Annotated in this window: 21 protein-coding genes; 19 read left to right on the forward strand and 2 right to left on the reverse strand. The window is 67.2% G+C overall.

All coding sequences use genetic code 11. The features are described 5' to 3' along the window. Positions 1-49: 49 nt before the first annotated feature. Positions 50-1,390, forward strand: a complete 1,341-nt coding sequence (locus tag M5J20_RS08595; RefSeq protein WP_253578548.1) for a hypothetical protein — start codon at positions 50-52, stop codon at positions 1,388-1,390. Between the two features lie 78 nt (positions 1,391-1,468). Further along, positions 1,469-2,107, forward strand: coding sequence for a trimeric intracellular cation channel family protein (locus M5J20_RS08600; protein ID WP_253578550.1), 639 nt, complete (start codon positions 1,469-1,471; stop codon positions 2,105-2,107). Positions 2,108-2,701: 594 nt separating this feature from the next. On the opposite strand, the gene M5J20_RS08605 is transcribed toward M5J20_RS08600, so the two are convergent. Both M5J20_RS08605 and M5J20_RS08610 read right to left on the reverse strand, forming a co-directional pair. After that, on the reverse strand, positions 2,702-3,235 hold the full coding sequence (locus tag M5J20_RS08605) for an inorganic diphosphatase (protein WP_253578552.1): 534 nt from the start codon (positions 3,233-3,235) through the stop codon (positions 2,702-2,704). Between the two features lie 93 nt (positions 3,236-3,328). After that, complete coding sequence (locus M5J20_RS08610) at positions 3,329-4,507, reverse strand: AAA family ATPase (RefSeq protein ID WP_253578554.1); 1,179 nt, start codon at positions 4,505-4,507, stop codon at positions 3,329-3,331. A 130-nt stretch (positions 4,508-4,637) separates the two neighbouring features. Between M5J20_RS08610 and dacB the strand changes: the two genes are divergently transcribed. The 17 genes from dacB (at position 4,638) to M5J20_RS08695 (ending at position 21,862) form a co-directional block, all read left to right on the forward strand. Next, the gene (gene dacB, locus M5J20_RS08615; RefSeq protein ID WP_253578556.1) at positions 4,638-5,936 is read left to right on the forward strand and encodes a D-alanyl-D-alanine carboxypeptidase/D-alanyl-D-alanine endopeptidase; all 1,299 of its coding nucleotides are present in this window, start codon (positions 4,638-4,640) and stop codon (positions 5,934-5,936) included. Positions 5,937-5,944: 8 nt separating this feature from the next. Then, positions 5,945-6,886 carry a tRNA lysidine(34) synthetase TilS gene (gene tilS, locus M5J20_RS11520; protein ID WP_253578558.1) on the forward strand — a complete coding sequence of 314 codons (942 nt, stop codon included), beginning with the start codon at positions 5,945-5,947 and terminating at the stop codon, positions 6,884-6,886. 185 nt (positions 6,887-7,071) lie between these two features. Beyond that, a complete protein-coding gene (locus M5J20_RS08625) occupies positions 7,072-8,016 on the forward strand; it encodes an endonuclease domain-containing protein (protein ID WP_253578560.1) in 945 nt (314 codons plus the stop codon). Positions 8,017-8,584: 568 nt separating this feature from the next. Continuing rightward, positions 8,585-9,220 (forward strand): hypoxanthine phosphoribosyltransferase, encoded by a 636-nt coding sequence (hpt, locus tag M5J20_RS08630; protein WP_437177635.1) that lies wholly within the window; start codon positions 8,585-8,587, stop codon positions 9,218-9,220. A 21-nt stretch (positions 9,221-9,241) separates the two neighbouring features. Then, positions 9,242-11,761, forward strand: a complete 2,520-nt coding sequence (gene ftsH, locus M5J20_RS08635) for an ATP-dependent zinc metalloprotease FtsH (RefSeq protein WP_253578561.1) — start codon at positions 9,242-9,244, stop codon at positions 11,759-11,761. Next, on the forward strand, positions 11,758-12,408 hold the full coding sequence (gene folE / locus M5J20_RS08640) for a GTP cyclohydrolase I FolE (RefSeq protein WP_253578564.1): 651 nt from the start codon (positions 11,758-11,760) through the stop codon (positions 12,406-12,408). The genes ftsH and folE overlap by 4 nt, the downstream gene beginning before the upstream one ends. 3 nt (positions 12,409-12,411) lie before the next feature. Next, the gene (gene folP / locus M5J20_RS08645) at positions 12,412-13,254 is read left to right on the forward strand and encodes a dihydropteroate synthase (RefSeq protein ID WP_253578566.1); all 843 of its coding nucleotides are present in this window, start codon (positions 12,412-12,414) and stop codon (positions 13,252-13,254) included. Next, positions 13,255-13,626 carry a dihydroneopterin aldolase gene (gene folB, locus M5J20_RS08650; RefSeq protein ID WP_253578568.1) on the forward strand — a complete coding sequence of 124 codons (372 nt, stop codon included), beginning with the start codon at positions 13,255-13,257 and terminating at the stop codon, positions 13,624-13,626. It abuts the gene before it with no gap. 2 nt (positions 13,627-13,628) lie between these two features. Continuing rightward, entirely contained in the window at positions 13,629-14,138 is a 510-nt protein-coding gene (folK, locus tag M5J20_RS08655; protein ID WP_253578570.1) for a 2-amino-4-hydroxy-6-hydroxymethyldihydropteridine diphosphokinase, read from the forward strand. After that, positions 14,135-14,602, forward strand: coding sequence for a DUF3180 domain-containing protein (locus M5J20_RS08660; protein ID WP_253578571.1), 468 nt, complete (start codon positions 14,135-14,137; stop codon positions 14,600-14,602). The genes folK and M5J20_RS08660 overlap by 4 nt, the downstream gene beginning before the upstream one ends. Positions 14,603-14,612: 10 nt before the next feature. Further along, entirely contained in the window at positions 14,613-15,587 is a 975-nt protein-coding gene (locus M5J20_RS08665) for a DUF6779 domain-containing protein (protein ID WP_253578573.1), read from the forward strand. A gap of 7 nt (positions 15,588-15,594) precedes the next feature. After that, positions 15,595-16,299, forward strand: coding sequence for a 6PGD fold domain-containing protein (locus M5J20_RS08670; RefSeq protein WP_253578574.1), 705 nt, complete (start codon positions 15,595-15,597; stop codon positions 16,297-16,299). Continuing rightward, a complete protein-coding gene (locus tag M5J20_RS08675; RefSeq protein WP_253578576.1) occupies positions 16,296-17,138 on the forward strand; it encodes a pantoate--beta-alanine ligase in 843 nt (280 codons plus the stop codon). The genes M5J20_RS08670 and M5J20_RS08675 overlap by 4 nt, the downstream gene beginning before the upstream one ends. Positions 17,139-17,297: 159 nt before the next feature. After that, the gene (locus tag M5J20_RS08680; protein WP_253578579.1) at positions 17,298-18,584 is read left to right on the forward strand and encodes a hypothetical protein; all 1,287 of its coding nucleotides are present in this window, start codon (positions 17,298-17,300) and stop codon (positions 18,582-18,584) included. Positions 18,585-18,613: 29 nt separating this feature from the next. Next, positions 18,614-20,206, forward strand: a complete 1,593-nt coding sequence (gene lysS / locus M5J20_RS08685) for a lysine--tRNA ligase (protein ID WP_253578582.1) — start codon at positions 18,614-18,616, stop codon at positions 20,204-20,206. Between the two features lie 141 nt (positions 20,207-20,347). Next, the gene (locus M5J20_RS08690; RefSeq protein ID WP_253578584.1) at positions 20,348-21,223 is read left to right on the forward strand and encodes a hypothetical protein; all 876 of its coding nucleotides are present in this window, start codon (positions 20,348-20,350) and stop codon (positions 21,221-21,223) included. A 12-nt stretch (positions 21,224-21,235) separates the two neighbouring features. Beyond that, positions 21,236-21,862 carry an RNA-binding protein gene (locus M5J20_RS08695; RefSeq protein WP_253578587.1) on the forward strand — a complete coding sequence of 209 codons (627 nt, stop codon included), beginning with the start codon at positions 21,236-21,238 and terminating at the stop codon, positions 21,860-21,862. Positions 21,863-21,881: the final 19 nt, after the last annotated feature.

Here is a 21,881-nt window from a genome sequence, read left to right on the forward strand (position 1 = left end):
GCCTGCATTGAGACTTTAGAGTGAGTCTGAACCCGAAGCCCTTTCCTGAATGACCCTGGAGAACCTCATGAAGCGTTACGGCACGTCCATCACCGCCCTGGCTCTTGCCGGGGCCATGACCCTGTCCATCGCGCCGCACGCCTCGGCGCAGTCCTCCTACGGCGCTGAGATCGCTGGCAGCAGCATCAACGCGGCCATCGACGAGGTGACCAAGCCGGTCGCCGACCCGCTGATCGGCTACCTGTCCGCCACCGCCACCGGTCAGAGCGAGACCGTCACCCTCCTGCCGGCGCTGGGCGAGTGGAAGGCCGGCGGCGAGGCCGGCATGTGGGGCGGCAAGAGCTGGTTCTACCTCCCGGACGGCGTCACCGTGACCACCGATGAGGCCCTGGCGAAGCAGGCCGACGCCAAGGCGACCGGCAACCTGGAGACCGAGATGAGCATCATCGAGCTCGCCGTCGTCTCCGGCCGCTCCGTCCCGGCGAATAAGGCCGAGGAACTGCGTGCGAAGTACCTTGTCGCCCTGGCAACCATGAAGTCCCTGCCGGACTGGAAGGCTGGCGGCGAGATCGTCGTCGGCGAGGGCGCCGAGCAGAAGGTGTACAAGTACCACTCCAACGGAATCCACGTTGTCGCCGCCGACGCCGACATCAACGGCGCCATCGCCGCCGACACCAAGACCTTCTTCCAGCTCTCCCGCGAGCTGAACTGGCTGCTGCCGAAGAACCTGGTCGAGCGCTCCCTGACCGTCTCCGCGTCCGGCCAGGCCGGCACCGGCACCGGTGCCGAGGGTTCCGCAGCCGCCCAGACTGGTTCCTCCTCCGTGGACTCCCTGCCGGCGTTCAAGATCGGCGAGTTCGCCGGCAAGCTCAACGGCGAGGACTGGATCTACTACAGCGACAAGTTCGTGGTGAACTCCCGCGCGCTGCTGAACACCCCGCGCATCGAGGGCGACGCACGCTGGATGAGCATCGCCGCATTCGCCCAGGCACTGGGCAAGTCCCAGCCGCGCGAGCTCAACGGCGAGAGCCACTACCAGCTCACCTCTTCCACCGCCGACCTGGCATTCGCCGCTGCGATGGCGCTGCCGGCGATGCTGATCATCGGCGGCGTGAACTGGTACCTCAACCAGGACGGCCGCACCTACGTCATGGACATCACCCGCACCAGCTCCGTCCCGACCGCCTGGGAGCGCGAGGCGTCCGCCAACATGCTCTCCTCCAACCGCGCAGAGGTTGAGTCGCAGATGGACAGCTCCACCTCCACCGAGGGCCGCGGCATCACCGCCGAGACCGGCTCCAACGAGTTCGGCAAGGGCCTCATCGCCCTCCTGCTGGCTTCCGTGCTCGGCGCAGCGGTCTTCGCCTTCGGCCGCCGCCAGCTGGTCTAACTCGCGCTCGTCTGGTCCCTGTCCCGGGTTCGGGATGGGGACCTTTCGTCGCTAAGCGGGGGTCCTAGAATCGCGCGGGTGGATACGGACTTTTCGCAAGAGGTGTACACCCTCTACTTCGTGCTGGAGTACATCGGCGTGTTTTTGGCGGCGGTGGTTGGCGGGACGATTGCGAAGCGCGAGGAATTCGACGTGGTCGGCTTCCTCGTGGTTGCGCTGGTCTCGTCGCTTGCGGGAGGGCTGATCAGGGACGCCGTGCTTAACGACGGTCCCGCAGCCGCCCTCCAAACCCCCGGTTACCTACTCACCGCTAGCGCCGGCGCGGTGGTCGCATTTGTGATGACGTTCAAGGACAAATTCTGGGACACGTTCCGGTTTTACGCGGACGTGGTGACCATCGGCGTCTGGGGTGTCGTGGGCGCCACGCGCGCGATTGAGAACGATCTGCCGTGGATCTCTATCATTCTGCTGGGTGTGCTCACGGCTGTCGGCGGGTCGCTCACCCGCGACGTGATGCTGGGTAAGCTGCCCAGCCTGCTCACCGAGCAGAAGATGCTGGTCTTCCCTGCGATCGTCGCGTCCGTGATCTTGTCGGTGTTCCATTACTACGGGTTGATGTGGCAGGGCATGTTCGCCGCCGCCGTTGCCGGGCCCGTCGTGTCCATGTGCGTGTACTGGTTGAGCAACTGGCGCCGCAGGCAGGTCGGGCTGGCGTAGAGGGGGCACCGGGTTGGGCGGTGTGCGTCGGTGCCGCGGGCGCTGCGGGCGCCGCGGGCGCTGCGGGCGCCGCGGGCGCTGCGGGCGCCGCGGGCGCCGCGCTCGCCGGTGGGGTGCCGCGGTCTGCGGATTTCTTTTCGGTAATGCGCTACATAGAGGATTCGGCGGAAATACGTGTGGAATCCACACATTATTGGCGCATCTGCGCTAGGGGAGTGCCGCTGCCGGGGTGGGGCACCGGAGTAGGTGCCGCTGTCCCTGCTTCCGCGGGGCTGCCGCAGGGGCGACGGCCAGGCGGTGGCCAGAACTGGAGCTCTCAACGACTGGAGCTCTCAGCGTCAAGCCGGTGACCTGCGGGTTTCAGTTGGTCGCCTGTCAACGAACGCGTTGAGAGCTCCAAGCCGGACGCGAATTGGAGCTGTCAGCGATTTCAGCCTGTTTGGCGCAGCAAAAAGCCGGGTCCACCGCAGTAAACCCGGCGCGAACTGGCGCAAACTGACGCAAAGCGGCGCAAACTGGCGCAAACCGGCGCAGAGCGGCGCGAACCGGCAAGGCCAAACCCGAAAGCCCAGTCCGCAGACCCGAAAGCCAGACCTAGTTCTCGGTCTCGGTGTCCTTCTCGGCCTCGAGGCCTTCGCGGGAGTTGTCGCCGACGCGCTCGAACGCGTCGAGCGCGGCCTGCAGGATCGCCTCAGCCTCGGCCTTGTCGCCCCAGCCGGAGCCGGTGACTTCCTTGTTCGGCTCGAGGTCCTTGTAGTGGACGAAGAAGTGCTCGATTTCGTTCTTGGTGAAGTCGTCGACGTCGGAAATGTCCTGGTAGCGCTCGTAGCGGACGTCGTCGATGACGCAGAGCAGCTTGTCGTCGCCGCCGGCCTCGTCGGTCATCTTGAACACGCCGATGGGGCGCGCGATGACGGTCACGCCGGGGAAGACCGGCTCGGGGGTGATGACGAGGGCGTCGAGGGGATCGCCGTCGTCGGCAAGCGTGTGCTCGATGAAGCCGTAGTCGGCGGGGTACGCCATCGGGGTGAACAGGTAGCGGTCGAGGAAGACGCGGCCGGTTTCGTGGTCGACCTCGTACTTGTTGCGGGACCCCTTCGGGATTTCGATGATGACCTCGATAGCCATGGTGCTCCTTTGGATCGGTTCTGAAGTTACTGGCACCATCGTAGTCTGGGTGGGAGTTGAGGAAGAGCAGGCCGTCATCTACCTGATGCAGGGCTATTGCGAGCTCTCGGGCTCGATACGAAGCAGGTCGGTAACTACGTGCTCCCGCAAGTGCTCACGCAAGAATGGCAATACAAAATCCGCGGTACCGCGGCCCGTGGTTACAAGGTCAGCCTCGTTGAGTCGGGAGCGGTAATTGTAGGCCTGCTGGTCGCTGACCCCCAGACGTTTGGCTATCTCGGTGATTTTCGACTCGCCGTCATCCAGCGACATGGCTGCGAGGAAGCGTCGGTCCTCGCTCGACAGATCACTGAGCGCAGGCTCGTGAACGAGCTGCCCGAGCTTCTTCCTGGCTTTCGCTACGCCAGCTTGTGTCGCATCTAACGAGATTTCTTCCCCGTCGGCGAATCTCCACGAGTAATTTCCTATCAGCTGGATCATGAACGGGTAACCCCCTGATGCTTCTACCGCGTAATTTAAGGCCTGATCGTTCCACGTCCTGCCGGCATCTTGAACGGGAACTGATAGCCCCTCCCGCACCTTGCTGTCGGGGAGCCGCCCTAAGTCGATTCGGTTAGCGCGGCGTAGGAAGGTGATTGGGTTCCGTCCATCTTGGCTGGCTAGAAGCGGCCGGATAGAAGTGGGGATACCGGCGAGAACCACGGCAATCTCCCGGTTCTCGCGAATGAGGTGCTGGATCGTTGTGGCAAACTCCGTAATTTCGTTTTGGTGTACGTAGTGCAGCTCGTCAATCGTGATGAGAATGCCGCTCGGGCGCTCGTTGAACCTTGAGTTCTCCGCAACAAGGTCGAGAGCTTGAGAGAGCAGGGAGCGCAAATTGCCGGTGACCTGACTTGGTCCCTCGCCTTCTTGCTTAAAGCGCAAAAAGGAAGGACCGATCTGGATTGTCCGTTTACCAGTAGCTCGCTCGCCGTTGAGGAGCTCACCTATCTGCAGCTTGAGATTCTGAACAAAACCCTCAGTGGCGGTTTCGGAAAATGTAATCCAACCATGTTCGGCCGCGGTGTCCTCCAACTCGTTGAGAAGCACCGTCTTACCAACACCACGTGCCCCTACCAGGAGTGTCACGCGTTCGTGCGTCCCTGGTCCCTCACGCAGTGCCAGAGTGAAGTCCTCTATAACTTCGTCACGCCCCACTAGCAGTGGCGGGCTCGATCCAAGCGAAGCGCGGAATGGATTGTCTCCAAACATGACCCCATCGTAATGAACCATGTGTGTTTGTGTGGATTGTGTGGAGTTGTGTATGCCTACCCGCTGATGTCGCTTTGTGTGGTTTGTGTGGTGTTGTGTATAACCCGTCTTCTTGCGCTGTACTACGCACTGCGTACTACGCTCTGCCGAGATGGATGAGAAGCGCGCAAGAAGAACCGCCACGTGGGTCACCGCCGCCGCGGCGCTTGTGGGCGTGGGCACTGTCGCCGGGTTCGGCATCGCCGCGCACGAACAACTCTCCGCCCTCGAGCACGCGCCCGCGTACGCCCTGCCCACCCCCGCGCCCGTCCTGGTCGCCGCCACCGAACCTTCGCTTGCCGACGCCTGTCCCCCAGCCGCCTTCGACCCCCGCCTCGCCGAGTTCCACGCCCGCGTGACGGACGCCGCGACGGGCCGCGTCGTGTGCGACGTGCAGTCGGGGGCACCGCTGCGGCCCGCGTCGACAACCAAGATTCTCACCGCCGCCGCGGCCGTGCTGGAGCTCGGGCCGCTGGATCGCCTACGTACCGACGTCTACCGCGTGGGCGATGACCTGGTAATTCGCGCCGCCGGCGACGTGTGGATGGACGCCGAAGCGCTCGATGCGCTTGCCGCGCAGCTCGCCGGTTCCGGGGCGTCGCGAGTGCTCATCGATACGTCGGCGTGGGCCGCGATGCCCGAACTCCTCCCCGGGTGGGATCCCGTAGACATCGACGGCGGCTTCGTCGCTCCGCTGCAGCCCGCGATGTTGAGCGGCGGCCGCGGACTGGAGGACACGGTCGGCGACGTGCCGCGCTCCCACACCCCGGCGCTGGATGTCGCGCAGGCGCTTGCGGACCGCATCGGCGTCAGCGAGGTGGGGTACGGGTCGGTGCCTGCGGCCGCCGGTGGGGCGGCCGCCGGTGAAGCCGTCGCCGCGCCGGTCGCGTCCGTCGAGTCGCCGGACCTGGTCACCCGCCTGGCGGTGATGATGAAGAACTCCGACAACGTCTACGCCGAGGCCATCGGCCGCGAGTTGGCGCTGCACCGCGGGCAGACCGACGCGCCGGCGGCGACGCTTGCGATCCTCGCCGAGCACGGCTTCGACACCTCCGCGACCACCGTCAACGACAACTCCGGCCTCTCCGAGCTGAACCTGGTCACGCCCGCGCTTCTCGATTCGATCCTCGCTGCCGCCGCCGCGCCGGGCCCCAGCGAGCTCCGCCCGCTGTTGGCCACCCTGCCCGTCGCCGCCGGCGAGGGCACGCTGATCCAGCGTTACGGCGACCTGCCCGGCCGCGGCTGGGTGCGGGCGAAGACGGGCACGTTGGATGAGACGTCGGCACTTGCGGGTACCGTGACCAGCGAGAACGGCAACGTCTACACCTTCGCGTTCCTCTCCAACGGCTCCGAGATCCTCGCTGCCCGCCGCGCGCTCGACGAGCTCGCCTCCGCCCTCCGCACCATGTAGGCCGCGCCGTGGACCCGTTCTGGCCCCGCAAGTCGCCGCACTTCCTCGCTTGCCGACGTTCCATTCGTGACCTCCCCGTTTCCGCCGCAGCCACCACGCCCGTCATCGGCCTCTCCGGTGGCCCCGATTCGTTGGCACTGGTCGCGGCGGTAGCTGCGGAGGGGAGGGACGTGCGCGCCGTCATCGTCGACCACGCGCTGCAGCCTGGATCTGCCGCGGTTGCCGAACGCGCCGCCGAGCAGGCGCGTGCGCTCGGAATCCGCGCGGAAGTCATCCGCGTTGAGGTCGCCGCCGATGCCGCGGCGCAACGCGGCCTGGAAGCCGTCGCCCGCGAGGCCCGCTACGCTGCGCTGTTCCGTGTCGCCCCCGAGGTCTGGGTCGCTCACACTGCCGACGACCAGGCCGAAACCCTCCTCCTCGGCGCGCTGCGCGGCAACCCCGCCGGCATGGCGCGCGTCGAGACGCGACCCGAAGGCGCCCTCGTCCGCCCGTTCCTCAACCTCCGCCGCGCGGACACCGTCGGCGCGTGCGAGGAACTCGGCCTCCAGTACTGGCGCGACCCGATGAACGACGACCCCACTTACCGACGCGTCGCCATCCGCCACCACATCATCCCCACCCTGACCGACCTCCTCGGCGGCGATGCCGTCCCCGCCCTTGCTGCCACCGCCGACCGCATCGCCGAGGACCGCCAGCTCATCGCCGCGCTTGCGGACCTCACCCCCACCGACAACTGCGAAGAGCTGATGAACGATCCGGCGCCGATCCGCCGCCGTCGATTAGCGGCGTGGCTCCTGGCCAACGACGTGCCGGTGCAGGCGGACCAGCTCGCGGACATCGAGCGCCTGGTCACGAACTGGAAAGGGCAGGGCCCCGTGCACGTCGCGGGCGCGCAGGTCACCCGCCGCGCCGCGCGGCTTTGTGTTGTGAAAGTTACGCCGAAAGACTAAAGAGGGGCTCTGACTTGAGCTACACCGCCTGTCGGCGGGCTGGGATTCGCACCCAGATCTCCCTCTTTCGTGAAAACCTTGGTCGTGAACCCCCTAGCGTTTGTCACGTCCCCAAACCTCGGGGCCGTCTGAGGGTTTCTCCGCCCCCGACGGAACCGGCGCCGCGTTTTGTGCGTCTAATACGCATGGGAACAAAACGAATCGATAGAGAACCTGAAGAAGTCCGCGAGGCCCGCCGCAACCGCGAGGCCGAAATTCTTAGTCACGTGATCAATCTGAGGAAGCTCAGCCACCAGTCAGCGGGCGAGCTCACCGGCGATTATCACGACCTCCACCCGACCCTGATCTACGCAAAGAATCTGTGGGACGCCCTGCCTTTCCACGAACAGCGCTGGTTGGAGTGCCGAGCCGCATCGATGACCAGCAGGGGAGCGATCTTGGTCGGTCGCTCCGCAGCGCGCGAGTTGGGGATGTGGGTCATCAGCCTCACCGACGAACCGGTTGAGCTCGCCGTCCCGTCGGGCGGGACCTCCCCGCGCCGTCTGAAGCGTGGCGGTATGAAGTATCGGCGCATGGAGCTTCGCGACGACGAAATCACCGAGCGCAACGGCTGCACCATCACCAATTTCTTCCGCACCTTCGCAGATATCGCCCGTTACCACGGTTTTCTGGAGGGCCTCATTGCCGCCGATTACCTCCTCTACCGCGGCTACGATCCGCAGGCGCTGCGCAAACAGATGCGGCGCCTTGGTCCGCTGCACCGGATTGCCACGGTACGCAGGTGCATCGACCATGCCGTTTCTAACTCCGATTCACCATACGAATCTCTCGCCCGCGCCCTCCTCATCGAGGCCGGCATCGGCCCGATCCAGACCCAGGTAAAGATCCTCCACTATTTCGTCGACATTCTCATCGACGGTTGGTTGATCATCGAGATCGACGGCGACATCAAATACGAAGGCCCCGACGCCGATGCCGTTCGCAAGCGCGAACACGATCGCCAGAAGCAGATCACCAACAAGGGCTACGTGATACTCCGGTACCCCGCAGACTTCATCCGCAGGCACCCGGAGCAGTTCATCGCCGAGGTTCTCCAGGCCATCGCAGCCCGCGGCGCTGTCATCGCCTAGAACCACGCTTTCCGACGTTCATTTCCTCCACCACCACGCCGTTCTCCAACCCCGCCGCCCGGCCCTGCGTTCTGCTTCTAGCTCCCACAGGCCGGGTGGCCTTTCTGTTTTGCTGTTCAGGGTGTTTCGTTGCCCGGCTGGGATCACGGTCCACGATCCTCGACGTCACCCGGGTCGACCCCCGCCGCTCAGGCCGATCCCCGCCAGCCCCCAGGTGGCCCGTTGCGTAGCCTCCGTTCCGATCCTCCCGAGACGATCCAGTCGTTTTTATACATGGAGATTGGACGAATAAATCCCTCTGGATCGCGGCGGGCGGCTCGGCAACCATGGATCGAAACAGAGGATCGATCTGCGTTCGCTATCCGCACCGACCGGCCCCACCGCCAGGCCGCCCACACCGCCCCGCAGACCCGAAGTCGCCCCGTCAACGCCGCAAACCCCGCTGCCAAACCCGCCCCAAACCCCCAAACCACCTCCTACCACCCCGCTTCTTGAAGCTGCGCGCCCGCCGGTGGCACTATGTAGAGGTTGAGCCATAAATAGCCACCTGAGCGAAAGGCCCGCCGCCATGACCGAGCACGCCCCCGAGCAGCACCCCGCAACCCACACCGCGAAGCTGTACGACAAGAAGGACTTCAACGTCCCCGCGAACCGCTACGGCGACGACGTCGAGGCGATTCTGATCGACGAGGAGCAGCTGCAGTCGCGCATCCAGGAGCTGGCGGACATGGTCAGCGAGAAGTACAAGAACGCGGAGCAGGACCTCATGCTGGTGTGCGTGCTCAAGGGCGCGGTGTTCTTCCTCACCGATTTCGCCCGCGCGCTGAGTATTCCGTGCGAGATGGAGTTCATGGCGGTCTCCAGCTACGGCAACTCGACCACCAGCTCAGGTGTCGTCCGCATCCTCAAGGACCTGGACAAGGAGATCCAGGGCCGGGACGTGCTCGTCGTGGAGGACATCATCGACTCGGGCCTCACGCTGTCGTGGCTGCTGCGCAACCTGAAGGGCCGCGGCCCGAAGTCGCTGGAGGTGGTGACGCTGCTGCGCAAGCCGGAGGTGCAGACGGCGAAGATCGAGCTGCTCGATGTCGGCTTCGACATTCCCAACGAGTTCGTGATCGGTTACGGGCTGGATTACGCGGAGCGGTACCGTGATCTTCCGTACGTCGGCACGCTGCACCCGCGCGTGTACTCCGAGCACTAGAGCTTTTCGACGAAAGAACACATGACCAAAAACCAAAACGTGCTGCGGTGGGGCCTGATCGGCGCCACCGTCCTTATTGTTCTGTACCTGTTGACGCTGATCGGGGACGATACCCGCGCGTATCAGCAGGTGGACACGTCTGTCGCGCTGGAGCAGCTGCGCGAGAATAACGCGGAAGAGGTGCAGATCGACGATCGCGAGCAGCGCGTCCGCATCGACCTGCGCGAACCGATCACCGTCGATGAGCGCGAGGGCATCGAGGCCATCAGCGCTCAGTACCCGGCGCGCACCACCCCGGTGATTTTCGACGCGGTGCAGAATTCCGGCGCCGACAGCTACAAGACGAACGTGACGCAGGAATCGTTCCTGATGTCCATGATCGGCTTCATGCTGCCGATGATCATCATCTTCGGCCTGCTGATTTACTTCACGTACCGCATGCAGGCGGGCGGCGGCATGTTCGGCATCGGCGGCTCGAAGGCGAAGCAGCTGACCAAGGACAACCCGACGAACACGTTCGCGGACGTCGCGGGTGCCGACGAAGCCGTCGACGAGCTGCAGGAAGTGGTGGACTTCCTCGTCGACCCGACGATTTACCAGCAGCTCGGCGCGAAGATCCCGCGCGGCGTGCTGCTCTACGGCCCGCCCGGCACCGGTAAGACGCTTCTCGCCCGCGCCGTCGCGGGCGAGGCGGGTGTGCCGTTCTACACCATCTCGGGTTCGGACTTCGTCGAGATGTTCGTCGGCGTCGGTGCCTCGCGCGTGCGCGACCTGTTCAAGCAGGCCCGCGAGAACGCGCCGTGCATTATCTTCATCGACGAGATTGATGCCGTCGGTAGGCAGCGCGGCTCCGGCATGGGCGGCGGCCACGACGAGCGCGAGCAGACGCTGAACCAGCTGCTCGTGGAGCTGGACGGTTTCGACGGCCGTGAGGGCGTGATCCTCATCGCCGCGACGAACCGTCCGGACATCCTCGACCCGGCGCTGCTGCGCCCGGGCCGCTTCGACCGCCAGATCCCGGTGACCAACCCGGACCTCGCCGGCCGCGCGCAGATCCTCAAGGTGCACGCGAAGAACAAGCCGCTGTCCAAGGACGTGGACCTGGACGCGCTGGCGAAGCGCACCGCCGGCATGTCGGGCGCGGACCTGGCCAACGTGCTCAACGAGGCCGCGCTGCTCACCGCCCGCGTCGGCGGCAACGTGATCACGCCGGACGCGCTCGAAGAGGCGACGGACCGCGTGATCGGCGGCCCGCGCCGCAGCTCCAAACTCATCTCCGAGAAGGAGAAGAAGGTCACCGCCTACCACGAGGGCGGCCACACGCTCGCCGCGTGGGCGCTCCAGGACATCGAGCGCGTGTACAAGGTGACCATCCTCCAGCGCGGCAACACCGGCGGCTTCGCCATGACTGCCGACGAAGACGACAAGGGCATGTACAACCGCGACGAACTCTTCGCGCGGATGGTCTTCGCCATGGGCGGCCGCAGCGCGGAGGAGCTCGTCTTCGGTGAGCCGACGACCGGCGCGTCGAACGACATCGAGCAGGCCACCAAGATCGCCCGCGCGATGGTCACCGAGTACGGCATGTCCAGCGTCCTCGGCACCGTGAAGTACGGCGAGGAGCAGGGCGACCCCTTCGCCATGCGCGGGGGCGGCGGGCACCTCGACTACTCGCCGGCCGTCGCGGAGACCATCGACCGCGAGGTGCACGAGCTCGTCGACGCCGCGCACGCCACCGCCTATGCCATCCTCGAACGCCACCGCGATCACCTGGACACGCTGGTGAGCAAGCTGCTCGAGAAGGAGACCCTGCGCCGCCCCGACCTCGAGGCGCTCTTCGAGGACATCGAGCCGGAGCGTCCGGAGCTCCCGCTTCACGACGCTCGTTTCACCCGCCAAGAAGGACGCGACCCCGTCAAGACCCCGGTGGAACTGGCGAAGGAGCGCGGCGAGGAACCGCCGAAGCGCTTCTCCATCCTCGAGGCATCGCGTGAAACCCGCGAGCGCCGCCGTCGCGAGCGCGAAGCAGAGCAGGCGCAGCAGAACCAGCCCTACAACCGCTGGCGCGCTGGCGGAAATTCCAGCGGCGGTCAAAACGCCGGCGCGGCCCCGAGCGGCCAGAGCGGCTCCTCCCGCTGGCAGCCGCACCCGGGCGGCCAGCGCGGCAACCAGCCGAACTACGGCCCAACCCCGCCGCCCGGCTGGACATACCCCGGCCAGCAGAGCCAGCCGCAGGCACCCCAGCCGTTGCCGCCGCACCCGGGCATGGACAAGTACCGCCCTGGCGAGGAGACGACGCGCCTGCCGCGCCCGAACCAGCGCCCAGCCGAGCAGCAGCCACAGCGTCCGGCCGAGCAGCCCACCGAGGAGATCGGGTTCCGGCTGCCGGAGCACGAGCGCCCGGACCACCCGTTCGAGGAGAACGCGACGGACTCGAACGTGCCGGAGGAGACTCCGGTGCGGGACGCGGAGGACATCGCCAAGCCGGACAGCGAGCAGCCGGAACCGCCGCGCGACGAGACCCAGGAGGGACAACTATGACCGAGCCAACCCGCGAGAGCGATCTGCTCGACCCGGAGCACACGAGCCCGGGCGCAAGCGACCACGCGCTGGCGACAACCGGCACGTTCGACCGCGAGCGCGCCGAGGCCGCGGTGCGCGAGCTGCTGATCGCGGTGGGGGAGGACCCGGACCGCGAGGGCCTCAAGGAAACCCCGGCGCGCGTCGCCCGCGCCTACGAGGAGGTCTTCGCCGGCCTCCACGCGGAGCCGACCGACGTGCTGGAGAAGACCTTCGCGGAGAACCACCGCGAGCTGGTCCTGGTGCGCGACATCCCGATCTACTCCACCTGCGAGCACCACCTCGTGCCGTTCTACGGCAAGGCGCACATCGGCTACATCCCGGGCCCGGAGGGCAAGGTCACTGGCCTGAGCAAGCTGGCCCGCCTTGCGGACCTCTACGCGAAGCGCCCCCAGGTGCAGGAGCGGTTGACGGCGCAGATTGCGGACGCGCTCGTCGAGAAGCTCGGTGCCAGCGCGGTGATCGTGGTTATCGAGTGCGAGCACCTGTGCATGGCCATGCGCGGCATCCGCAAGCCGGGCGCCGTGACCACCACGTCGGCGGTGCGCGGCGGCTTCCAGCACAACGCGGCCTCGCGCGCTGAGGTCATGAGCTTGATCAGGAGCTAGAACATGAGCGTCGATAGGCTGAGCGCGAAGGGGCGCACCACGGTGATGGGCATTGTGAACGTCACCGCGGACAGCTTCTCGGACGGCGGCCAGTACCTGGACGTGGACGCCGCGGTCGCGCACGCGCACGAGCTGGTGCGGCTGGGGGCGGACATTATTGATGTCGGTGCGGAATCGACACGCCCGGGCGCCACGCGCGTGCCCGCGGAGGTGGAGGCCGCGCGTATCCGCCCGGTCATTGCGCAGCTTCACGACGACGGCATCCTCACCTCCATCGACACCATGCGCGCCGCCACAGCCATGGCCGCCGCAGAAGCCGGTGCGGACCTGATCAACGACGTCTCCGGCGGCCTCGCCGACCCGGACATGTACGCCGTGATGGCGGAGACGCAGCTGCCGGTGTGCCTGATGCACTGGCGCGCGGAGCGTTTCGAGTCCGCGGCGGGCGCGGCCGATCACGGCGGCGACGTGGTCAAAGACGTCCACGACGTGCTGGCGCAGCTCGCCGACAACGCCATCGCGGCCGGCGTGAAGCCGGAGAACATCACGGTGGACCCGGGCCTTGGCTTCGCCAAAACGGCCGAGGACAACTGGGCGCTGCTCAACGCCCTGCCCGAGTTCATCGTGGGCCCGTACCCGGTGCTGGTGGGCGCGAGCCGGAAGCGCTTCCTCACGGGCATCCGCCAAGCTCGGGGCCTCGATCACTTGCCGACCGACGCCGATCCCGCCACCGCCGCCGTCACCGCGCTTGCCGCGCACATGGGCGCGTGGTGCGTGCGCGTGCACGAAGTGGCGGTGTCCCGCGACGCCGTCGACGTCGCGTCGGCATGGAAGGCGGGCAGGTAAATGGCGGACCGCATCGAGCTCAAGGGCCTGACCGTCCACGCGAACCACGGCGTGCTGCCGCACGAGACGGCACACGGCCAGACCTTCACCATCGACATCACGTGCTGGCTCGATTTCGCCCAGGCCGCGGCCGACGATGACCTCACGCAGACCATCAACTACGCGGAGCTCGCCCAGCTGGCCCACGACATCGCGGCCGGGACGACGCGCCAGCTCATCGAGACCGTCGCCACGCAGATCGCCGACGAGGCCCTGCAAACCTACCCCCAGCTCCACGCCGTCGAGGTGACGCTGCACAAGCCGCACGCCCCGATCCCGCTGGTGTTCCAGGACGTGGCCGTGGTGGCCCGTCGCTCCCGAAAGCGCCTCTGACCATGCGCGCAGTGCTGTCCACCGGCTCCAACATGGAAGATTCGCGCGCGCACCTCGCAGCCGTGGTCCGCGCATTCGAGCCGCATCTGATCCGCGCGAGCTCCATCTACGCCACCGCGCCCTGGGGCGGGGTGGACCAGCCGGACTTTCTGAACCAGGCATTGCTTATCGACGTTCCCCTCACCCCCCACGAGCTCCTCAACACCTGCCAGCAGCTCGAGCGCGAGGCGAACCGCGTGCGCGACGTCCGCTGGGGCCCGCGCACGCTGGACGTGGACATCGTGCACATCGACGGCTACACCGCAGACGACCCGGAGCTGACCGTCCCGCACCCGCGAGCCCACCAGCGCGAATTCGTCCTGCGCCCCTGGTTGGAGATCGATCCGGACGCGCAGCTGAACGGCCAACCCGTCCGCGAGATCCTCCACAACCTCGAACCGCAAGGCGTGCGCCAACTCCCCGCCGAAGCCAGCGACCCCGCCGACCCCACTCAAAGCGAGGCGCGACCATGACCCGCACCCCGCTCACCGGCCTCATCGGCGCGTTCTTCTTCACGGCCGCCGCGGCGCTGATCCTGGTGCGCCGCTTCTACAGCGCGCTCGTCTCCCTCGACCTGATCGTGCCCTTGAGCCTCTGGATCGTCGCCGCGGCCTGCGGCTACTTCGCCTACATGGTGCACAAGCGTCGCGAGGAGGGGAAGGTGGGCCTGGACCGCAGCCAGCTCAACCCGATGATGGCCGCGAACCTCATGGTCTTCGGCAAGGCCTCCGCGTGGGCGGGCGCGCTGTGCGGCGGCCTCTACGCCGGCGTGCTCATCTACGTCATTCCCCGGCTGCAACTACTCACCGCCGCAGCGGAAGATTTCCCCTCCGTACTTTCGGGTGCGCTCGGCGGCATCGCGCTCGCCGCGGCGGGGGTAATGCTGGAGCGGGCGTGCGAAGTGTCGCCACCCTCCGCCGGCGAGGGCGTTAGCTAAGGTAATCACCATGACTGACCGCGAGCCCACGTCCGCAACCAGCTCCAAGGGCACCTTCTGGGTGGTCGCCCCGTTCGTGGTGGCCGTGATCGGCACCGTGGTCATGCTCTTCACCAACTCCGCCAACGCGCTGAAGATCGCGCTGATCTTCGCGCTCTGGGCCGCCGTCGCCGGCATCATGGTCATCGACCGCACCCGCCGCGACCGCGACACCGCAGTCCAGCGCGCCGCGGACACCGAGGCACAGCTTGCCGACGCACGCTCCCAACTCGCAAAGCACCCCGACACCCCCGCGCCGGCAGCCCCAGCCGTGGACGTGGAGGTGCTGCGCGAGCTGCAGGCCGAGATCAAGGCCCTGCGCTCCCAGCTCGAGGAGCTGCGCGGCGAGCCGCTGCAGTACGAGCCCGCCGCCGTCCACGCCGCCGCCCGCCGCATCCAGGAGATCGAGTCCACCCCGAAGCAGCCCGGCCCCTCCACCGAGGACACGGCGAAGATCGCGGCTGTGAAGGAGCCCCCCGCTTCCCGACGCCAGCGACCCGGCGCCCCGACCGCCGACGCCATCTCCGGTCGCCTTGGCCAGCAGCCGTCCCGCCCGCAGCCGAACCCGCTGGCCGCCCTGATCAGCGAGCGCGAACGCGAAGCCGCCGCGGCCCCCAAGCCGACCGCCAAGCCGGCCCCCACGGCAACCCCGAAGCCCAAGCCGACCGCTGCGCCCAAGCCCACCCCGGCAGCCCCCAAGCCAACCACCCCGAAACCCGAGCAGCCCAAGCCGTTCCCGACCCCGGCAGCCCCGAAGCCGCAGCCGACCCCGCCGGCCGAGCCCGCTCCGGCCGCAACCCCCAAGCCGGCCGAGCCCACTCCGTCCGCAGCCCCGGCCGACACCACCGAACCCACCACCTCCCGCCGTGGCGGCCGCCGCCGCCGCGACGAGCGCGGCGCATCCGCCATCTCCGTGGCTGACCTGCTGAAGCGCGAGGAGCACTAGCGCCCGCATGCCGCCCCGCCTCGCCGTCGGCGTGATTGGCCACCCGCACCTGTCCACGCTCCTTGAGCGCGCCGGCCACACCACCCACGCCATCGACCCGTTCGACGACCCCGGTGCGATCCAGCACGTTGACCTGGTGATCCTCGACGGCACCGCCGACGACATCCGCGCCACCGCCGCCGAGCTCGCGCCCCACGCCCGCCCGCGACAGATGTTCTTGCACACCGCGCTCGACCACGGCCCGCAACTACTCGACGATGTCGAAACCTCCCACGCCATTGTCATGGCAGCCCACAACCTCTTCGGCACCGTCTGGGTCACCGCCGCCGCCGACGAGATGGGGGAGACCCTCGTCAGCATCCTCATTGCCGAAGCCGGCGGCACCGCCGTCCCCATCAGCGACCAAGACCGCCCCGCCATCGCCGCAGCCCAGCACCTCCGCGCGCTGGAACAAGCGGCCCGCGAGGACGCCTTCGACATCCTGCGCGCTACCATTCCCACCTTGGAACCCCTCCAGGACAGTTTCTTCCAGGCCCCATCCGGCACGCTGCCTGCCATAACCCCGAGCGACCTCGACCGCCTCGCGGCCGCGATCGACGATCCCGGCGCCCGCCGTCTCTTTGTCGACCTGCACCGCCGCCGCGCCGAGCAATCCCACGCCACGGACATTGAGCTGTGGGCCTACGAGCACTACGAAGGATCCCGACCATGACGTTCACCCCAGGCCAAGCCACCGTCGTCACCGACGAAGCACTGCTTGCCACCTACGGCCGCGCCTTCCGCAAGATCGGCAAGACCATCGCACTGGTCCCGCTCTCCAGCGCGATCCACGCCGGCCACATCGAGCTCATCCGCGCCGCCCGTTCCCTCCTCGGCGCGTACACCGTGGTCACCTTCACCGGCGAGCTCGACGACACCACCCGCGACATCTTCACCCGCGAAAAGGTCGATCTCGTCTTCAACGGCCCCCTCGAAACCACCGTCAGCGTCAACACCGGCCTCGACCACCTCGAAAACTCCGAGGTCATCGCCCGCGACGTCGCACGCATCCTCGCCGCCGCCAACCTCACCCACGCCACCGACCTAGTGATGGGGGAGAAGGACTTCGAACTCCTCGTGGCCACCCAGCGCGCCGTCTCCGCACTCCGCATGGAAGTGAAACTCCACTCCGTGCCCACCGTCCGCACCCCCGACGGCGTCGCGCTCTCCTTGCGCAATTCGCGTATCGACGACGCTTCCCAGGACACCGCCCTCGCCCTTTCCGCCGCATTGACCGCCGGCGCCCACGCCGCGGAGCACGGCGAGGAGGTTGTCCTCGAGACCGTCCGCGGCATTCTCAACGCCGCTGGTGTGGAGCCCACATACCTGGCGATCCGCGACCTCGCCTTCGGCCCCGCCCCGCAGACCGGCGACGCCCGCCTGCTCGCCGCCATCACTCTGCCCGCCAAACAAGACAGCTCCACGACCGAGGCGCAAGCCTCGGTCCACCTCGCCGACAACGTCGGCCTCCCACTCGGCATCGGCTTCAAGCACATCGCCGACGACTTCTAGCCCTCCCGCGCACATATGTGCGCGACCCACACATAGATCACGGGAATCACATAATTACCCCATTTGCCTGACAACACACAGCGATCCAAAATCCTGTGACTCATGTGACCACCGCTCCACCCGCGCCCCGCCACAATTCCCTGCGCTAAACTCGCAACCATGTCTGCGCCCCTCATTGCCGGAATCCTCAACGACCGCCACGGCTTCAACTTCGACGCCGACCGCGTCCGCGAGACGGCCCGCACCGCCGCCTCCACAATTTACGAAGCCAGCAATGACGACGGGGCAGCAGTCCAGGTCGAGATCTTCGACACTCCCGTAGCCCACGGCACCCAGTTCGACGCGATCCCGACGTCCGGCGCGTTCCAGCCGCGCGGCGCCGGCCAGCTTGACGACGGCCGCTTGTACGTCCTCCAGGAAGCCCCCGTAGGCACCCCGCTGGCGAACCTCATCGATCAAAAGCGCAGCAACAACGAGGTCTTCACCGCGCAGGAAACCCGCGATCTGCTCCAGCAGGTCGCCGAGACCGTCGACGCCTACAACGCCTCCGGCCAGGCAGATCTCCTCGCACGCTCCATCAACCCGGAGCACCTTCTGGTCCAGCCGGCGTGGTCCGACGTCCCCGTCAAGCTCTCCCTCGTGGGCCCGAGCCTGGAAACCGCAGCGCCGGAGGATAACCTCCACGATTTTTGGAATGTCGTCGCCGAGCTCACCGGCCAGCCCGTCGATGAGGAGGCTGCAACCAAGCACGCCACCGCAGTCGGCTACCTGGAGCACGCCACGCAGGAGCTCACCGACAACACCTCGCTGATCGGCGCCCCGGTCGGCCCGCCGCTGGCAGCCTCTGCGCCGCAGAACCCGGACGATGCCCCGGTCGCCGACGTCTCCCCGCGCCCGCAAGACGGCTACCGCAAGCCGCCGGAGCCGTACCCGGCCAACGTCGCGCCCGCACCTGCGCCGGAGAAGAACCGCATGAACCCGTGGCCGTGGATCATCGCAGTCCTGGCGCTCGCGCTCGTCGCGCTCCTCGTCGCCTGGTGGTGGACCACCAACCGCGGTGAGCAGTGGTCCGCCTCCGAGCAGCAGATCGCCGAGGCCTACCCGGGCATCGTGGGCAAGCGCGCCGGCCAGGCCGGCTGGGAGGGCCTGAAGTGCGAGTCCGCTGCACCTGACGCTGACCAGGAGGCAAAGGTCCGCTGCGCCAACGAGGATCTCGGCGTGACCGTGGCCAAGTACACCACCCAGTCGGAGCGCGACGACGCTGTCCCGGGTTCCGAGTACGCCACCGTCCTCGGCTCCGGCGAGTGCATGATCGACGATTTCGAGATCCCGGACGCATACCCGCAGGCTTTCGCCATGGCCCCGCGCGACAAGGGCCAGTTCCTGATCATTGTCAACGGCAACGAGGCTGAGGCGAAGCGCCTCGATCTCCCCGTCTGCAACTAACCAACACCCAGCGACTACCATTGGCGGGCGTGAATCAGAAGCAGCCCGCCACCAACGCAGATAAGAACGCTGCCCCGCAGCAGTCCCTCTCTGAGCAGCAGCAGATCCGCCGCGCGAAGCGCCAAAAGCTTCTCGACGAAGGCCGGGAGCCCTACCCCGCCGAGATCAAGCGCACCACGAGCCTGCGCGATCTCCGCAACACCTACCAGGTTGTCGAGGCGGGCGACCCGTCCGCGAACGGCACCACCCACCTCGAGCCGGGCCAGGAAACCCAGGATGTGGTCTCGGTTGCCGGCCGCATCATGTTCCAGCGCAACACCGGCAAGCTCTGCTTCGCCACGCTGCAGGAGGGCGACGGCACCCAGCTGCAGGTCATGCTGTCTCTCGCGGAGGTCGGCGAGGAGAACCTCGCGAACTGGAAGGCCGACACGGACCTCGGTGACATCGTCTCCGTCACCGGCCGCGTGATCGCGTCGCGCCGCGGCGAGCTCTCCGTCCAGGCCACCGAGTGGCAGATGGCATCCAAGGCGCTGCGCCCGCTGCCGGTCGCGTTCGCGGACATGAACGAGGAGCAGCGCGTCCGCCACCGCTACACCGACCTGATCATGCGCGAGCAGGCGCGCACCAACGCGCTCACCCGCGTGAAGGTCATCGCCGCGGTGCGCAAGTACCTCACGCAGCTGGACTTCGTGGAGATTGAGACCCCGATGCTCCAGACGCTGCACGGCGGCGCCGCCGCGCGCCCGTTTGTCACCCACTCGAACGCGCTGGATATCGACCTCTACCTGCGCATCGCGCCGGAGCTCTTCCTCAAGCGCGCCGTCGTCGGCGGCATCGACCGCGTCTTCGAAATCAACCGTAACTTCCGCAACGAGGGCATCGATTCCTCCCACTCGCCGGAGTTCACCATGCTCGAGACCTACCAGGCCTGGGGCACCTACAAGGACGGCGCCCGCACCATGCAGGGGCTCGTCCAGTTCTGCGCGCGTGAGGTCTTCGGCACGGAGCAGGTCACGCTTGCCGACGGCACCGTCTACGACCTTTCCGGCGAGTGGAAAGTCCTCGAGATGTACCCGAGCCTGAACGAGGCGCTGCAGCGCAAGTTCCCGGGCCAGCCGGAGGTCACCGTCGATTCCACGGTGGAGGAGCTCACCGCCATCGCCGGTGTGATCGGCCTCGACGTGCCCAAGAATGCAGGCTGGCTCCACGGCAAGCTCGTCGAGGAGATCTGGGAGCACCTCTGCTCCGACCAGCTCTACGAACCGACCTTCGTGATCAACTTCCCGGTCGAGACCTCCCCGCTCACCCGCGACCACCGCGAGCAGCGCGGCGTCACCGAGAAGTTCGACCTCTACGTCCGCGGCTTCGAGCTGGCCACCGGCTACTCTGAGCTCGTCGACCCGGTGATCCAGCGCGAGCGCTTCGAGGACCAGGCACGCCTCGCCGCCCACGGAGATGACGAGGCAATGCTTCTCGACGAAAACTTCCTCGCCGCCATGGAGCAGGGCATGCCCCCGACCGCCGGCTGCGGCATGGGCGTGGACCGCCTCCTGATGGCCCTCACCGGCCTCGGTATCCGCGAGACCGTCCTCTTCCCCCTGGTGAAGCCGGAAGCCAACTAACACTTCAACGCGGCACCTGCCCCAACCCAGAAAGATTTTGCAGAATCTTTCTGGACCGCGCCCATTTCCCCAGGTCGCTACATTTCGTGACAATCTGCCGGAGACGAAGCTATCGGTGACACCACCCGGTAATCTACGGCCATGACCACCTCCCGTGTCAGCCGCTTCCTGGCCGCGCCCGCCGCGCTCTTCCTCGCCGCCGCGACCCTTGCCGGCTGCTTCGGCGAGGAGAACGAGCTCGCCGAACCCACCCGCCCGTCCACCACGGCAGCCGCGACCACCACCACCCAAGAAACGACCACCGAGGAAACGACCACTACCGAGGCCAGCAAGGAACCGGTCTGCGACATGGCCTACCTCGCGGAGCCGGGGGACTGGGGCGATTGGGAGATCGACATGTGCGACGGCGGCTTCGCCCGCGTCGGCGTCCCGCAAACTGATGCGGTCACGTACGTCCAATGGGACGGCGAAGCCTGGACCCGCCTCGTCGGCGACGGCACCCACTACAGCGAGATGGTAGGTGGGATGACGGACTGCTTCACCGACGCTCACATCGACAAGCTCGGCGTTCCCTCCCCGCTTCGCGAGCGCCTCCCGAAGTGCAACGGCAGGACCGCCCCGGCCCAACCAGCCCCCCAACAACCCGCCCAGAACCAAGCCACCGGCGAGATCATCACCATCACCGGCCTCGGCGAGGCCTACGAGGAGGCCAGCTACCCGGCGTGCGACGGCCGCAGCATCCTCATCCTCGATTCGATCATTGACCGCGGCAACACCGGCGCCGCCCAGGGCGAGCTCGCCCAGTGGGTCATGTTCGTCGACCCCTCCGGCATGGACCGCAGGTTCACCGTCCCCGGCCAGTGCCCGTCGCTGCGCGCGCAGGTTGATGGCAACAACGTCTACCCCGTGTACCTCGACTTCGGCCAGGACACCGCTGCCATGTGCCGCGCAAAGGCGACGTACGGCGGCAACGGCCGCATCCTGTCGGACCGCGCCGAGTACGTCGACCCCTGCTAGACGGAGCCTCCCATGACCCAGCCAATGGAACCCACCGACCGCCCGCGCCAGTACTTCCCGGACACGGACCCAAACCTGCCTACGATCGACCCCACCCACCCCGATCCAGACGCGGTTTACCTTGCCGACGCCCAGCCCAAGCGCCGCACCTGGCCGTGGATCGTTCTCATCCTCGCCCTCATCGCCGCGCTCGGCGCCGGCGGCGCATGGTGGTACACCGAGCGCGCGAACCAGCAGCCGTGGCAGGGCAAGGACGCGGACATCGCCCGCGCCTTCCCCGGGCTTGTCTCGCTTAACGACGGAGGAAAAGCGCCCACCGGCATGCGCTGCCACAGCGCCACCCCGGAGGGCGACGAGCTCGCCAAGATCCGCTGCGCCAGCCCCGACGCCGGCATCAACATCTACGCCTTCGAGTCCCCCGAGCAGCGCGACGCCGCCCTCCCTCCCGAGCAAGAACATTTTGCTAACGACGTCTGCACCCTCGCCTCCGCCGAACTCCCAGACCAGACGCTGCCCGCCTACTTCCTGGCCCCCAGCCCAATCGCCGGCAGCCCTGCCCCCTCGAACCTGGACCGCTTCCTTCTCATCGTGAACGGCGCAGACGCGGAAAACCTCCGCCTCCAGCTCCCCATCTGCTAAAAGTGCTTTACCTCACACT

Origin of the sequence: Corynebacterium stercoris (assembly GCF_024160105.1) — a bacterium.
Taxonomy (GTDB): Bacteria; Actinomycetota; Actinomycetes; order Mycobacteriales; family Mycobacteriaceae; genus Corynebacterium; species Corynebacterium stercoris.

Coding starts and splice junctions, on each gene's coding strand:
- M5J20_RS08595 (WP_253578548.1), top strand. CDS start 50: ATGACCCTGGAGAACCTCATGAAGCGTTACGGCACGTCCATCACCGCC.
- M5J20_RS08605 (WP_253578552.1), bottom strand. CDS start 3,235: ATGGCTATCGAGGTCATCATCGAAATCCCGAAGGGGTCCCGCAACAAG.
- M5J20_RS08610 (WP_253578554.1), bottom strand. CDS start 4,507: ATGGTTCATTACGATGGGGTCATGTTTGGAGACAATCCATTCCGCGCT.
- dacB (WP_253578556.1), top strand. CDS start 4,638: ATGGATGAGAAGCGCGCAAGAAGAACCGCCACGTGGGTCACCGCCGCC.
- M5J20_RS08625 (WP_253578560.1), top strand. CDS start 7,072: ATGGGAACAAAACGAATCGATAGAGAACCTGAAGAAGTCCGCGAGGCC.
- hpt (WP_437177635.1), top strand. CDS start 8,585: ATGACCGAGCACGCCCCCGAGCAGCACCCCGCAACCCACACCGCGAAG.
- ftsH (WP_253578561.1), top strand. CDS start 9,242: ATGACCAAAAACCAAAACGTGCTGCGGTGGGGCCTGATCGGCGCCACC.
- folE (WP_253578564.1), top strand. CDS start 11,758: ATGACCGAGCCAACCCGCGAGAGCGATCTGCTCGACCCGGAGCACACG.
- folP (WP_253578566.1), top strand. CDS start 12,412: ATGAGCGTCGATAGGCTGAGCGCGAAGGGGCGCACCACGGTGATGGGC.
- folB (WP_253578568.1), top strand. CDS start 13,255: ATGGCGGACCGCATCGAGCTCAAGGGCCTGACCGTCCACGCGAACCAC.
- folK (WP_253578570.1), top strand. CDS start 13,629: ATGCGCGCAGTGCTGTCCACCGGCTCCAACATGGAAGATTCGCGCGCG.
- M5J20_RS08660 (WP_253578571.1), top strand. CDS start 14,135: ATGACCCGCACCCCGCTCACCGGCCTCATCGGCGCGTTCTTCTTCACG.
- M5J20_RS08665 (WP_253578573.1), top strand. CDS start 14,613: ATGACTGACCGCGAGCCCACGTCCGCAACCAGCTCCAAGGGCACCTTC.
- M5J20_RS08670 (WP_253578574.1), top strand. CDS start 15,595: ATGCCGCCCCGCCTCGCCGTCGGCGTGATTGGCCACCCGCACCTGTCC.
- M5J20_RS08675 (WP_253578576.1), top strand. CDS start 16,296: ATGACGTTCACCCCAGGCCAAGCCACCGTCGTCACCGACGAAGCACTG.
- M5J20_RS08680 (WP_253578579.1), top strand. CDS start 17,298: ATGTCTGCGCCCCTCATTGCCGGAATCCTCAACGACCGCCACGGCTTC.
- M5J20_RS08690 (WP_253578584.1), top strand. CDS start 20,348: ATGACCACCTCCCGTGTCAGCCGCTTCCTGGCCGCGCCCGCCGCGCTC.
- M5J20_RS08695 (WP_253578587.1), top strand. CDS start 21,236: ATGACCCAGCCAATGGAACCCACCGACCGCCCGCGCCAGTACTTCCCG.